Source organism: Chryseobacterium electrogenes, from assembly GCF_053553015.1.
The window spans coordinates 2,610,288-2,625,400 of record NZ_JBNPPB010000002.1 but is presented as its reverse complement, the minus strand read 5'-3'; the positions used below and the strand labels follow the sequence as shown (position 1 = coordinate 2,625,400).

Here is a 15,113-nt window from a genome sequence, read left to right as displayed (position 1 = left end):
ATGGCACATAAGAAAGGAGTTGGTAGTTCCAAAAACGGTAGAGAATCTCATTCTAAAAGATTAGGTGTGAAGATTTTCGGTGGACAAGCTGCAATCGCTGGTAACATTATTGTAAGACAAAGAGGTACTCAACATCACCCAGGTGAAAACGTTGGTATCGGTAAAGATCATACTTTGTTCGCATTAGTTGACGGTAAAGTAGTTTTCAGAAAGAAAGCAAATAACAGATCTTTTGTATCTGTTGAAGTTAACGCTTAATTAGCGTTTTACACAATATAGAAAATCCCAACTTTTATGAGTTGGGATTTTTTTGTTATTTATCTTAATTGCTTAATCTTGGTTGCAGTAACTTAGCCACAGTCGCCGTCCATCCACATTGGTGAGATGCACCCACGCCTCGACCATTATCACCATGAAAATATTCGTAAAAGTGAATATAATCTTTAAAATAGGGATCGTGATTCATATTATAATTTTCTCCATTAAAGGCGCGATTTCCGTTGTCGTCTTTTAGGAATATATTACATAATCTCTGGCTGAGATCTTTTGATATTTCTTCTAGATTTTTTTCTACACCACTTCCTTTGGGATATTCGATTTTTAGACTATCGCCGTAAAAGAAATGAAAACGTTGTAAGCTTTCTACAATTAAAAAGTTAATCGGGAACCAAATTGGACCTCTCCAATTGCTATTACCTCCAAACATCCTGCTATCGCTCTCCGCAGGCGTATATTGCACAACATAATCGTGTCCATTAATACTGAAATGGAAAGGATCTTTCTCATAAACTTTGGACATTGCTCTTATACCATAATTACTGAGAAATTCGTTTTCGTCAACCATTCTACTTAAGACTTTTGATAGTCTATTTTTCCTAAGAATACTCATGAGATGTTTATTGCCTTCGCCTTCTACATACCATTTTGACACGAGTTTAGCTAAGTCTTGTTTGTTCTTAAGAACCCACTCCATTCTTTTTTTAAAATTAGGAAGCTTCTCCAATAAGCTATGCTCCATAACTTCAACGGCAAACAGCGGAATTAACCCAACAATACTTCTCAATCTCAAACTAATGCTATTACCTCGTGATAACTTCAGTAAGTCATAGAAAAACCCGTCTTCTTCATCCCAAAGTCCAGCTTTGTCTTCTCCAATATTCTCCATGGCTTCTGCAATGTAAAGGTAATGCTCAAAAAACTTAATCGCCATATCCTCATACACCGGATTATAAGTCGCCAGCTCCATAGAGATCCTCATCATATTGAGCGCATACATTGCCATCCAACTCGTCCCATCGGCTTGCTCCAGATAATCACCTTCTTCTAACTCCATATTTCTGTCAAAAGCGCCAATATTATCCAATCCTAAAAATCCACCACCGAAAATATTATTACCGTTAACATCCTTACGATTGACCCACCAAGTAAAATTGAGTAATAGTTTTTGAAAAACACTTTCTAAGAAAAATAAATCTGGTTTTCCGTTATGCTTTTCATCAATTTTAAAAACTCTGAAAGTCGCCCATGCATGTACCGGAGGATTAACATCTCCGAAATTCCATTCATAAGCTGGCATCTGTCCATTAGGATGCATATACCATTCTTTGGTAAGTAACATCAATTGGTTTTTTGCAAAACTGGCATCTATTAAGCTAAAACTCACACAATGAAATGCCAAATCCCAAGTGGCATACCACGGATATTCCCACTTATCTGGCATAGAGATGATATCTTTATTATGGAGATGTGACCAATCTGTATTCCTGACATAACCTTGTCTATCTACAGGATGATTGGGATCACCTTTTAACCATTTTCCGATATTGTAATGATAGAATTGCTTGTTCCATAATAAACCTGCGAATGCCTGACGTTGAACATTTTTTTCATCTTCATTATGAATATCTCGTTGGATCTCTGCATAAAAAGCATTGGTTTCTTCTATTCTTCTGTTGAATATATCGTCAAAATCCCAAAAGGCATCGTCCATAATATGTGGAGAAAGCCTGAACTCAAAAGTATGATTACCGTTTGCAGGAATTACACCTTCACATCTAAAGCTGGCTTTTGTCCCTGTTCTTTGGGGATTAATTGTAGGTGAACCATAAAGAACATAATTATTAATTCCGTCTTTATAATATTGCCCGAATCCTTCTTCTCCGAAGAGTTTCGGTCTATTGGTTTCGTTTTCACAAAAAAGAGGTTCTACGTTTTTATCTCGCGAATAAAGCTTTTTAATCGTAATACTCTCATGGTGAATATCAATTTCGGCATCTTTAGAAAAAGCTAAAGATGGCTTATAGTTATTATAACCCCAACTCCAATTATTCCGGAACCAAAGGGTTGGCAATACCACCAAAGGCGCATCATGCTGACTTCTATTATGAACATCAATTCTAACTAAGAAATCATCCTCATCTACTTTAGCATATTCTATAAAAATGTCAAAATATTCATTATTACTAAAAGCACCTGTGTCGTAGATTTCATATTCCATTTCCTTATTAGACCGTTGTCCATTGACTGTGATAAGATCTTCGTAAGGAAATGTATTAATGGGATATTTATAAACCATCTTCATATAACTATGAGATGGTAAGTTATCTATGTAGTAAAAAATCTCTTTAATATCTTCGCCATGATTACCTTGATAATTACTAAGACCAAAAAATCGTTCTTTGATAATCTTATCTTTTTTGTTCCAAAAAGACAAAGCAAAACACATCAATTGCTTATCATCAGAAATACCTGCTATCCCTTCTTCTGCCCAGCGATAAGCCCAACTTTCTGCTTTATCATGCGTTGTATAATCCCAAGCATCTCCATTATTACTATAATCTTCTCTTACATTACCCCATTGTCTATGGCTTATATATGGCCCCCATTTTTTCCAATTAGGGCTATTTAGTTTTTCTTTTTCTGTCATAAAATTCTAAATAAATTAGGCTATCCATTATCTATAAAACTTTCCAAACTAGACATTCAACCAACAACATAGATTCTTATTTCTGTAACATAATCTGAATAATCACTTGATAAAAATACTACTAAATTACCAATATCTTGTGATTTTATCTTCCTTTAATCGGGAATAAATATTATTAAAAACCTCAAAGTAACTTCCTTATTACAAATTGAAAATTAAAATTTATGTCTTAAATAATATGCAGATTTCCCCATAAAATCAACAAAAACTACACAAGCTTATAGACTCAGTAATAACAATTAACATTAATTTATTTTCAGAATAGAAATTATACTCTATATTTGCACCTACGTTCATTTACATATTGAAAATGTTATCAAGAAAGGCGGAGGGATTAGACCCTATGAAACCTTAGCAACCCTTTGTTATGCAAAGAAGGTGCTACGTTCTACCAATTAATTTTTTGGAGAGATAACTACTGAACTTTTTTTTTCAGCCTATTCTTTGGCATTTTCAATTTTATAAAATACATAAAATTGAAAAAAGAACTTTTAAATATTACATTACCGTACATTACCAATTCTGGTAAAACTTACAACATACCATTAAGCTATCAGCTTTTTGGAGAAAAATTGTTTTCTGCTCCTATTATATTAGTTAATCATGCGTTAACTGGCAACTCACTTGTCACAGGTGAAAAAGGTTGGTGGAAGAGTCTAATTGGCACTAACAAAACAATAGACACCAATACCTATACAATCCTATGTTTTAATATTCCTGGCAACGGTTACGACGGATTTCTTATTGACGACTATGATGATTTTACAACATCTGATATCGCCAACATCTTTTTATTAGGTTTAGAACATCTCAACATAACACAATTACACAGCATTATTGGAGGCTCTCTTGGCGGAGCAATTGGCTGGGAAATGCTCGTTAAACAAAAGAATCTAGCAGCACAATTTATTCCTATTGCATGCGACTATAAAACTCATGATTGGCTTCACGCACAATGTATGGTACAGAAATATCTTTTAGATTCAAAAGAAAAACCACTTCAAAAAGCCAGAATCCACGCCATGTTATGCTACCGTACTCCCGAATCACTTAATGAAAGATTTAAAAATAATTTCGAAACACAACAAGGCAAAAGAGAATCAGAAGATTGGCTAACCTATCATGGAGAAGCTCTTAACGAGAGATTTAGTTTAAAGGCATATCAATTAATGAATCATCTTTTGATGACAATTAACTCCAACAAAAATGAATTAAAGGAAATCCAAGCCGATATAAATTTAATCGCGATTAATTCAGATTTATTTTTTCCTGCTTCAGAGATAAAGCAAACATTTACAACATTAAAAGAGCATAAGAAAAACATATTTTATGATGAGATCCAGTCAATTCATGGACACGATGCTTTTCTAATGGAATACGAACAACTCAATACTATTTTAAGTAAAATATTTTAATAATGGCAACACAAACGACAATCAATCTATACAGAAAAAAAGCACTTATAAACTTCGAAGGAAAAGACTTTCTTGGTCATATTGGTGTAGACTCACGTATTTTCCAAGCCCTCAACAATGCTAACATTAGTGTTGGCGTTATCTCACAACAAGCTATAGAAAATGGTGTTTCTGTTTTAGTAGATGAGAAAGATGCAGAAAAGGCTGTAAAAGTACTTACGGAAGAATTTAAAACCGAAAAACAAAATGCCACTGTCAGCAATATTTACAGTATTAATAACTTAGCTGTAATTGGTTTTGTTTCTGATAATTACAGTAAAATACTATCAGAACTTCAACGCAACAAGATTTTCCCACTTTTATTAAACCAAATTGCTTCTGCCGGAAGAGTCAACATTGTGGTAACTGATAATCAAACAGAAATTACCAAAAATATCATCGAAACAGAAATATACGGCAAGCCAAAAACCGTTCATCTCGCTTTGATTGGTCATGGCAATGTTGGCGGCACTTTGGTAGAACAAATTCTAGATTCTGTTGATGACATACGCCACAGAAAAAGAATTGACTTGAAAATATTCGCGATTTCTAATTCAAAAAAAATGGCTTTCAACCAAGCTGGTTTCAAAAGTGATTGGAGACAGAAAATCAACTATTCGCAGACAGCAAGCGACATCCAAGCAATCATCTCTTTTGCTAAAGAATATAGTTTAGAAAATCTAATTATGATAGATAATACGGCGAGCAAAGATTTTGTGAAGCACTATCCCACTTTTGTAGAAAATGGTTTTGACATCGTGGGTTCTAACAAAATTTACAACACTTTGCCGATTTCAGAATACCGCAATTTTAGAAAATTATTAGAAAAAAATAAAAAGAAATATCTGTACGAAACCAATGTTGGTGCAGGTTTACCATTAATTGACACCATAAAACTCCTCCATCTTTCTGGCGAAAATATCACAAGAATTAAAGGTGTTTTTTCGGGAACGTTGAGCTACGTTTTCAATAATTTTTCTCTTAGAAATGACAAGTTTTCTGTCATCATCCGCGAGGCAATGGAAAAAGGTTTTACAGAGCCAGACCCGCGCGAGGACTTATCAGGAAATGACGTCGCAAGAAAACTGTTGATTTTAGCAAGAGAATTAGATTTGATTAATGAGTTTCAGGACATCAACATTCAGAATCTGGTGCCGGAAAACCTTTTAGACATCGACAAAAACGAATTCATTTCCCGTTTGGAAGATTTGGATTTTGAATATCAAAAAATCAAAGAAAATCAGAAGCCAGATCACGTCTTGCGCTACGTAGGCGATTTGCACGGAAATCTTCAGACAGAAAAAGGACAATTGGATGTCAAGCTAATTTCTGTACCGGCCAACTCCGCACTTGGACAATTGAAAGGCTCCGATTCTATTTTTGAAATCTACACCGAAAGTTATGGTGAAAATCCAATTGTCATTATGGGCGCAGGAGCAGGAGCCAAAGTAACTGCCAGAGGCGTTTTCGGCGATATATTAAGACTGAGCGAAACAAAATAAAGAATCAAAAGATAAGACTTAAGATTCACCACAAAAATTATAAATATGAGCCTAGATAATCTAACAACAGACAACCATCTACCATCAACCAATTTCGAAACCTCAGCCATAAGAACTCAAACCGAAAGAACTCAGTTTGACGAACATTCTACGCCTTTATATCTCACTTCGAGCTTCGTTTTTGAGGATGCGGAAGACATGCGCGCCAGCTTTGCGGAGGAAAAAGACAAGAATCTTTACAGCCGTTTTAGCAATCCCAACGTCACAGAATTTGTAGATAAAATCGTGAAAATGGAAGGTGCAGAATCTGGCTATGCGTTTGCAACGGGAATGGCGGCAATTTATTCCACATTTGCCACTTTGCTGGATGCTGGCGACCACATTGTGAGCTGCCAGTCGGTTTTCGGTTCCACGCACACCTTGTTCACCAAATATTTCCCAAAATGGAATATCGAAACAACATATTTCAAAGCAGAAGACGCTGAAAATATTGAAAATTACATCAAGCCAAATACAAAAATTTTGTACTTGGAAACGCCAACCAATCCTGCAATCGAGATTTTAGATTTAGAATTTTTTGGTCAGATTGCCAAAAAGCACAATCTTATATTCATTGTAGACAACTGTTTTGCAACGCCTTATCTTCAGCAACCGATTAAATATGGCGCAGATATTGTCGTACATTCCGCAACGAAATTGATTGACGGTCAAGGGCGTGTTCTAGGCGGCGTGGCCGTTGGGAAAGCAGATTTGATTCGTGAGATTTACCTTTTTGCCAGAAACACAGGTCCAGCGATGTCGCCTTTTAACGCTTGGGTTTTGAGTAAAAGTTTGGAAACATTGGCGATTCGCGTAGAGAAACATTGCGAAAATGCACAAAAAGTTGCAGAATTTCTGGAAAATCATCCGAATGTAGATTTGGTAAAATATCCGTTCCTGAAATCGCATCCAAGCTACGAAATCGCAAAAAAACAAATGAAACTAGGCGGAAATATCGTCGCTTTCGAAGTCAAAAATGGCATCGAAGGTGGTCGTAATTTCCTCAATCGAATCAAGATGTGTTCCCTTTCCGCAAACCTTGGCGACACGAGAACGATTGTTACGCATCCCGCTTCCACAACACATTCCAAGCTTTCTGACGAAGAACGAAATGAGGTCGGAATTACCGCTGGATTGGTGCGTTGCTCCGTTGGATTGGAAAATATTGATGATATTATCAACGATTTGAAACAGGCTTTGGATTAATGTCATCCTGGGCCGAATCGAAGAAATTTGGAGCAACAAATTTTCAGCTTCGAATCACGATTCCAACCCGCTGTCCGCTGTATCTTTTTTGCTTTTACAACATTTGTCATTCTAAGCTTGTCGAAGAATCCAAAAAAGCAAAAAAGGATGCCGCTCCTATCGGGGCTATGTTGAAGTTTAGCCTTTCAATTGACGGCCAAAAATGAGTTCCGTAGGAACGAACAATATGCTAGCCTTGGAAATCATTCTAACGGATTCAGCAAAAAAAAATGAAAAAATGAAAAATTCAGAACAATTATACAAAGCCATTTCCGAACGCATCCTGATTTTGGACGGCGCCATGGGAACCATGCTTCAACGCTACAAATTCGAGGAAGAAGATTTCCGTGGCGAGCGCTTCAAAGATTGGGAACATCCATTGAAAGGAAACAACGACTTGCTTTCTTTGACACAGCCGGAAGCTATTGCCGAAGTCCACAGAAAATATCTGGAAGCTGGCGCAGACATTCTGGAAACCAATACATTTTCCGGAACCACGATTGCGATGGCCGATTATTATATGGAAGATTTGGTTTACGAACTCAACTACGAATCAGCCAAAATCGCACGCAAAGTCTGCGATGAATTTACAGCTCAAAATCCCAACAAACCAAGATTTGTTGCCGGTTCCATCGGACCAACCAACAGAACAGCAAGTTTGAGCCCAGATGTGAACGACCCAGGTTACAGAGCCATCACTTTCGACGAACTCAGAATTGCGTACAAACAACAGGCAGAGGCTTTATTGGATGGCGGTTCTGACATTCTTTTGGTAGAAACCATCTTCGACACTTTAAATGCAAAAGCAGCACTTTTTGCCATAGACCAAATTCAGGAAGAAAGAAAAATCGAAATCCCAATTATAGTTTCCGGAACCATTACCGATGCTTCTGGCAGAACTTTGAGCGGACAAACCGCCGAAGCTTTCCTTATTTCTGTTTCTCACCTTAACTTATTGAGCGTAGGATTCAACTGTGCTTTGGGTGCAAAACAACTCACACCTTATCTGGAAGCGATTTCTTCTCAGTCAGAATTCGGTATTTCAGCTTATCCAAATGCTGGCTTACCAAACGCCTTCGGACAATACGATGAAACAGCAAGCCAAATGGCTGAGCAAGTGCAAGAATATCTGGAAAAACAACTCATCAATATTATCGGCGGTTGTTGCGGCACAACTCCGGAGCATATCAAAGCGATTGCCGACTTGGCGAGTCAGTATGAACCAAGAAAGTTTTCGGTTGTCAGTTGATGGTTGTCGGATTTAAATTTATTTTATGGAATACACAAATCTGGAAGTCTGGAACGAAGCAAGAAAATTAACAAATATGGTTTATGGAAAAACTAAATCATTTCCAAAAGAAGAACTTTTCGGACTTACAAATCAAATAAGAAGAAGTGCGGTCTCAATCCCTTCTAATATTGCAGAAGGTTGTGGAAGAAGAACATCAAAAGATACCTTACAGTTTTTGCATATTGCAAAAGGCTCTTTATTTGAATTAGAAACTCAATTATATATTTCTTTAGACCAAAATTATATTAAAGAAATTGAATTTAACGAAATGGCAAATCAAGTTTTAATTTGCAAAAAATTATTGAATGGATTTATCAATTATTATAAAAACTTAAACAATGGAAATTAAGATAAATCCGACAACCAAAAACCAAAAACCAAAAACCAAACCCTTAAAGTTATCAGGTCTAGAACCTTTGATTATAACGCCAGAATCCAACTTTATCAATGTTGGGGAAAGAACCAATGTGGCAGGTTCCAAAAAATTTCTTCGGTTAATTAAAGAAGAAAAATTCTCCGAAGCACTAGATATTGCCCGTCATCAGGTAGATGGTGGCGCACAAATCCTGGATGTCAATTTTGATGACGGATTGATTGACGGAAAAGCATCAATGATAAAATTCCTTAACCTAATTGCTTCGGAACCGGATATTTCTAGAATTCCAATTATGATTGATTCTTCAAAATGGGAAATTCTCGAAGCTGGTTTACAGGTTGTTCAGGGAAAGGCGGTTGTGAATTCCATCAGCTTAAAAGAAGGCGAAGAAGAATTTATTCACCACGCAAAAGCTATCAAACGCTATGGTGCAGCGGTGATTGTAATGGCCTTTGACGAAGTTGGGCAAGCTGATAATTTTGAAAGAAGGCTGGAAATTACCAAACGTTCTTATGATATTTTGGTCAATCAACTCAATTTTCCGGCAGAAGATATTATTTTCGATTTGAATATTTTTCCTGTTGCAACGGGCATGGAAGAACACCGCAGAAATGCCATCGACTTTATCGAGGCGACACGCTGGGTGCGCACTAATCTTCCTTATGCATCGGTAAGTGGCGGCGTTTCCAATGTTTCTTTTTCTTTCCGAGGAAATGATTCTGTCCGTGAAGCGATGCATTCCGTTTTCCTTTACCACGCGATAAAAGCCGGGATGAATATGGGAATCGTAAACCCGACAATGTTGGAAGTTTATGATGAGATTCCTAAAGAACTTTTGGAGTTGGTAGAGGATGTGATGCTCGACAGAAAAGACGATGCCACAGAAAAACTATTGGATTATTCTGAAAGGGTCAAATCGACCAAAAAAGAAAAGGTAGAAGATTTGGCTTGGCGCGAGATGCCTTTGCAAGACAGAATTACGCATTCTTTGGTTAAAGGACTTGACCGATTTATCGAAGAAGATACGGAGGAAGCAAGATTGCAAGCTGAAAAACCGCTACACGTTATCGAGGTTAATCTGATGACCGGAATGGGCGTTGTAGGCGACCTTTTCGGGAGTGGAAAGATGTTCTTACCGCAGGTTGTAAAATCGGCCCGTGTGATGAAAAAAGCCGTGGCTTATCTCCAGCCATTTATAGAAGCAGAGAAAGACCAAACGCAAAAAGCGAATGGCAAAATACTGATGGCCACGGTAAAGGGCGACGTTCACGATATTGGGAAAAATATTGTGAGCGTTGTTTTGGGATGCAACAATTACGAAATTGTAGATCTTGGCGTGATGGTTCCGGCAGATAAAATTATTCAAACGGCAATTGACGAAAAAGTAGACATCATTGGTTTGAGCGGATTGATTACCCCAAGTCTGGACGAAATGGTTCATCTGGCCTCAGAATTGGAAAGACGGAATCTTGATTTCCCTTTGCTGATTGGCGGTGCGACCACTTCCAAGGCGCATACAGCGGTAAAAATTGCACCCAAATATACCAATACCGTTGTTCATGTGAACGATGCTTCGCGAGCTGTGGGCGTAGTAAGTTCACTTTTAAATAAAGATAAATCCAGCGTTTATTCTTTGGAACTGAAAAAAGATTACGATGAATTCCGTGAGAAATTCCTGAACAGACAAGTTGATAAAGAATACGTAACAATCGAGGAAGCCAGAAAGCAAAAATTTAAAATCGATTGGGAAAATGAAAATATTCATAAGCCAAATAAACTTGGAATAACTATAATTGAAGACCAGGATTTGGTGGATTTGGTGGAATTTATCGACTGGTCGCCGTTTTTCAGAAGCTGGCAGTTGTTTGGGAAATTTCCTGATATTCTGACGGACAATGTGGTGGGCGAGCAAGCGACTATTTTATTTAATGAAGCCAAAGCAATGCTTAAGAAAATCCTTCAAGAAAAAAGCTTCAAAGCAAAAGGTATTTTCGGAATTTTCCCTGCAAATGCTACGGAACGCGATGATATTTTAGTTTATGATGAACATCAAAATGTGATATCCACTTTCAGAACTTTGCGCCAGCAACATAAAAAATCGGAAGGTAAAGAATATTTGGCTTTGTCAGATTTTATTGCTCCGGAAAATTCCGAGAAGCAAGATTATATCGGTGTTTTCTGTGTTTGTACAGGTTTTGGCGCTGATGACTTGGCGAAAGAATACGAAGATAAAATGGATGATTACAACGCCATTATGGTCAAAGCTTTGGCAGACCGTTTTGCAGAAGCGTTTGCCGAATATCTTCACAAAAAAGTGAGAACCGAATATTGGGGTTATTCCGAAAACGAAACTTTGACCAATGATGATTTGATTAAGGAAAAATATTTGGGAATTCGTCCAGCACCAGGTTATCCGGCTTGTCCCGACCATTTGGATAAATTGACGATCTGGGATTTGCTTAAAGTGGAAGATAAAATTGGTGTTACACTGACGGAAAGTCTAGCGATGTGGCCAGCAGCAGCAGTTTCTGGCTATTATTTCGGGAATGAAAAGTCAAAATATTTCGGTGTTGGAAAAATTGATGAAGACCAATTGAAAGACTTTGCTGAAAGGAAAAGTATAGACTTAGATTACGCCAGAAAATGGCTTGCACCAAACTTAGCTGATTAAAAACTTATACCTAAAAATAATACTCAAATGAAAGTAACAGAACATATAAATAATGCCAACGGAAAGCCTTTGTTTTCCTTCGAAATATTGCCACCTCTAAAAGGGCAAAACATACAATCTATCTTTGATTCTATAGATCCATTAATGGAATTTGATCCTGCTTTTATAGACGTAACCTACCATCGTGAAGAATATGAATATATAGAACGTAAAGATGGTCTTTTAGAAAAACGTGTCGTTAGAAAGCGTCCAGGGACGGTTGGTATCTGTGCGGCTATTCAAAATAAATACAAAGTAGATGCTGTCCCGCATATCTTATGTGGTGGATTTACGAAAGAAGACACCGAGAATTTTTTAATTGACCTTGATTTTTTAGGGATCAATAATGTAGTGGCTTTGCGAGGTGATGCTGTAAAGTCTGAAATATATTTTAAACCAGAAAAAAATGGTCATGCTAATGCAAGTGACTTGGTTAAGCAAATCCAAGCAATGAACTCTTCTAACTATCTAGATGAATCGTTAGAAAACTCTTGTCCTACGACTTTTTGTGTTGGAGTCGCTGGCTATCCAGAGAAACATATGGAAGCAGCAAGTTTCTCGCAAGATATTAATTACCTAAAGAAAAAAGTAGATGCTGGTGCAGATTATATTGTCACTCAAATGTTTTTTGATAATCAAAAATATTTTGATTTTGTAGAAAAATGCAGACAAGAAGATATTACCGTGCCTATCATTCCTGGATTGAAACCATTGGTAACCAAAAATCAATTAAGCATGATTCCGCATCGTTTTAAAGTGGATATCCCGAATGAGCTGGTGATTGAAGTAGCCAAAAGTAAAGATAACAAAACAGTAAAAGAAATAGGAATTGAATGGTGCATCCAACAAAGTAAGGAGCTTAAGGAATTTGGCGTCCCTGTTTTGCATTATTACACCATGGGCAATAGTGATATTACTAAGCGTATTGTAGAAGGTATTTATTGATAATACCTTTCTTCTAATATTTTCTATAATAACCTGTAACCATCCTCGCAATAGGGATAGCAGCGGCATCCTTAGTGGTAGCATGAGGCGATGGAGCGTAGCGGAATCGTCCGAGTGCCACCACTAAGATATAGCGAATAGCCCGACCCGAGCGCTGGGAAAGTTAACCGATATTTTATAAGTGGCGGCGAGGGAATTGCCCTAAGATTTGTAAAACCTTTAACTTTTATAAGAGCAAATTTTTGACTAAATTTGTAACTATGAGTCAAAAATGGATTTTTAAACCCGAACCCGATGAAGAAATTGTAGATGGTCTCATTTCCTCAATAGGATATGGTACTTTAGAATCCAAACTTCTTGTCTTACGGGGCATTGATAATTATCAAAGTGCTCGAGAATTCTTTAAACCTAACGGTAACGATATCCATAATCCTTTTCTGATGGCTGATATGCAAAATGCGGTAGAACGTATTGCAACAGCAATAGAAAATGGAGAAAAAATCCTTGTCTACGGCGATTATGACGTAGACGGCACTACATCTGTTGCTCTAATGTATCTCTATCTGAGTAAGATTGTTGATAAAAAATATTTGGATTTTTATATCCCAGATCGCAATGTAGAAGGTTATGGCATTTCTGACGAAGGAATAGATTTTGCCAAAGAAAATAACTTCTCCGTTATCATCGCTTTGGACTGTGGTATAAAGTCTATTGACAAAATAGATTATGCCAACTCTTTGGGCGTAGATTTTATTATCTGCGATCACCATTTACCAGGAGACGAAATCCCCAAAGCTGTAGCTGTATTAGATCCAAAACGTAAAGATTGCAGATATCCTTATAAAGAGTTAAGTGGCTGTGGCGTGGGCTTTAAGCTTTGCCAAGGTCTTAACACCATTTATAAAATACCTGAGAGTGAACTGTTTGAGCTAACAGATCTTTTGGCGATTAGTATTGCCTCTGATATTGTTGCAATGACTGGTGAAAACCGCGTTTTTGCCAAGCAAGGTCTTAAATTTTTACGTAAAACGAGAAAGTTCGGTTTGCGATTATTAATTCCGGAGGAGAAATTAGCCACTTTCGAAATCTCTAATATCGTTTTCGATATTGCGCCTAAAATAAATGCTGCTGGTAGGATTTCTCATGCAAAAGCCGCAGTAGAACTTATGATTTCTGATAATCTGAAGCAAGCACAACAGATTGTAGGAGATATTATCCATCTTAATGATGAACGTCGCGAGATGGATCACAATATCACTCAGTCTGCTACAAGCCAGATGCTAGAAGCTTCTGAGAGCACCTACTCTACCATTGTCTATGATCCTTCTTGGAACAAAGGCGTGATTGGTATTGTTGCCTCTAGATTGATAGAATCTCATTTTAAACCAACTTTAGTTTTCACAGAAGGAAACAATGGCGAAATGGTTGCATCTGCGCGATCCGTTTCGGATTTTGATATTCATGAAGCATTAGATTACTGCTCAGATTTATTTTTAAAATTTGGTGGACATCAAGCTGCAGCTGGTTTATCAATGGAAAAAAAGCACTTTGACGCTTTTAAAATTAAGTTCGAAAACTTTGTAAAAGATAATATTAAAGAGCATCAGAAAGAACCTACTATCTATATTGACAGCGAAATAAATATTGATGATCTTAGCAGAGAGTTTTATAACTTTCATAGAAAACTGGCGCCTTTCGGGCCAAGAAATATGAAGCCAACTTTGGTCTTAAAAAACCTTAATGTATCTGGTTATGTAAGATTGATGGGTAAAGATGGTAATCACCTTAAGTTTTATATCCATCAACCAAGCACCAATAGAAATATAGAGTGTATTGGTTTTAAGCTAGGAGAACATGCGGATAAATTCCGTACAAAAACATTTGATCTGGCTTTTACCGTAGAAGAAAATCACTGGAAAGGAAATGTTAGCTATTTTCTAAATATTAGAGATGTTATTTTTCACGATTAAATAATATATGAAAAAAATAGGTTTATTTTTCGGCTCTTTTAATCCAATTCATATTGGACATCTCATTTTGGCTAATTATATCTTAGAAAAATCTGATATGGATGAGTTATGGTTTGTTGTAAGTCCACAAAATCCTTTTAAGGACAAAAAAAGCTTACTTAATGATCATAATCGGTTGGATATGGTTAATCTATCTATAAAAAATTATCCAAGAATGCGTGTTTCTGATGTAGAATTTGGGTTGCCAAAACCCAGTTATACAATAGATACACTCACTTATCTTCATGAGAAATTTCCTGATTCTCAATTTAGTTTGATTATGGGAGAAGATAATTTGGCTGGACTTCATAAATGGAAAAATGCAGATTTATTAGTGAAAAATCATCAGATCATAGTATATCCAAGAGTTTTTGAAGAAAAGAAAAAAGATGCTAAATACAATATAGACAATGATAACATTACCTTAATCACTGCGCCTATTATAGAATTATCTGCAACGGAAATTAGGCAAATGATTAAAGATAATAAAAATGTAAGACCTATGTTACCACCCGAAGTTTTTGATTATTTGGATGGTAGTAGTTTTTATAAATAA

General features: G+C 36.7%; 11 protein-coding genes and 1 riboswitch. Of the genes, 10 read left to right on the top strand and 1 reads right to left on the bottom strand.

Annotated elements, in window-relative coordinates; genetic code table 11:
- Window positions 1–258, top strand: coding sequence for a 50S ribosomal protein L27 (gene rpmA / locus ACQQ6V_RS12015; RefSeq protein WP_448845765.1), 258 nt, complete (start codon window positions 1–3; stop codon window positions 256–258).
- A gap of 64 nt (window positions 259–322) precedes the next feature.
- Here the strand turns inward: rpmA and ACQQ6V_RS12010 are convergent, their stop codons facing one another.
- Window positions 323–2,926, bottom strand: coding sequence for an MGH1-like glycoside hydrolase domain-containing protein (locus ACQQ6V_RS12010; protein ID WP_448845764.1), 2,604 nt, complete (start codon window positions 2,924–2,926; stop codon window positions 323–325).
- 370 nt (window positions 2,927–3,296) lie between these two features.
- Window positions 3,297–3,404: riboswitch (SAM riboswitch) on the top strand.
- 58 nt (window positions 3,405–3,462) lie between these two features.
- On the opposite strand from ACQQ6V_RS12010, the gene ACQQ6V_RS12005 reads away from it, so the two are divergent.
- From ACQQ6V_RS12005 to nadD, 9 genes are all read left to right on the top strand, one after another.
- On the top strand, window positions 3,463–4,401 hold the full coding sequence (locus ACQQ6V_RS12005) for an alpha/beta fold hydrolase (protein ID WP_448845763.1): 939 nt from the start codon (window positions 3,463–3,465) through the stop codon (window positions 4,399–4,401).
- A gap of 2 nt (window positions 4,402–4,403) precedes the next feature.
- On the top strand, window positions 4,404–5,942 hold the full coding sequence (locus ACQQ6V_RS12000; protein WP_448845762.1) for an ACT domain-containing protein: 1,539 nt from the start codon (window positions 4,404–4,406) through the stop codon (window positions 5,940–5,942).
- A gap of 45 nt (window positions 5,943–5,987) precedes the next feature.
- Window positions 5,988–7,187 carry an O-succinylhomoserine sulfhydrylase gene (locus tag ACQQ6V_RS11995; protein ID WP_448845761.1) on the top strand — a complete coding sequence of 400 codons (1,200 nt, stop codon included), beginning with the start codon at window positions 5,988–5,990 and terminating at the stop codon, window positions 7,185–7,187.
- 277 nt (window positions 7,188–7,464) lie between these two features.
- Complete coding sequence (locus tag ACQQ6V_RS11990) at window positions 7,465–8,475, top strand: homocysteine S-methyltransferase family protein (protein ID WP_448846203.1); 1,011 nt, start codon at window positions 7,465–7,467, stop codon at window positions 8,473–8,475.
- A 25-nt stretch (window positions 8,476–8,500) separates the two neighbouring features.
- On the top strand, window positions 8,501–8,866 hold the full coding sequence (locus tag ACQQ6V_RS11985) for a four helix bundle protein (protein WP_448845760.1): 366 nt from the start codon (window positions 8,501–8,503) through the stop codon (window positions 8,864–8,866).
- A complete protein-coding gene (gene metH, locus ACQQ6V_RS11980) occupies window positions 8,856–11,564 on the top strand; it encodes a methionine synthase (RefSeq protein ID WP_448845759.1) in 2,709 nt (902 codons plus the stop codon). The genes ACQQ6V_RS11985 and metH overlap by 11 nt, the downstream gene beginning before the upstream one ends.
- 27 nt (window positions 11,565–11,591) lie before the next feature.
- Window positions 11,592–12,548: a methylenetetrahydrofolate reductase [NAD(P)H] gene (gene metF, locus ACQQ6V_RS11975; RefSeq protein WP_448845758.1), complete on the top strand. Its 957-nt coding sequence runs from the start codon at window positions 11,592–11,594 to the stop codon at window positions 12,546–12,548.
- Between the two features lie 260 nt (window positions 12,549–12,808).
- Window positions 12,809–14,518 carry a single-stranded-DNA-specific exonuclease RecJ gene (recJ, locus tag ACQQ6V_RS11970; protein WP_448845757.1) on the top strand — a complete coding sequence of 570 codons (1,710 nt, stop codon included), beginning with the start codon at window positions 12,809–12,811 and terminating at the stop codon, window positions 14,516–14,518.
- 7 nt (window positions 14,519–14,525) lie between these two features.
- Complete coding sequence (nadD, locus tag ACQQ6V_RS11965) at window positions 14,526–15,113, top strand: nicotinate (nicotinamide) nucleotide adenylyltransferase (protein WP_448845756.1); 588 nt, start codon at window positions 14,526–14,528, stop codon at window positions 15,111–15,113.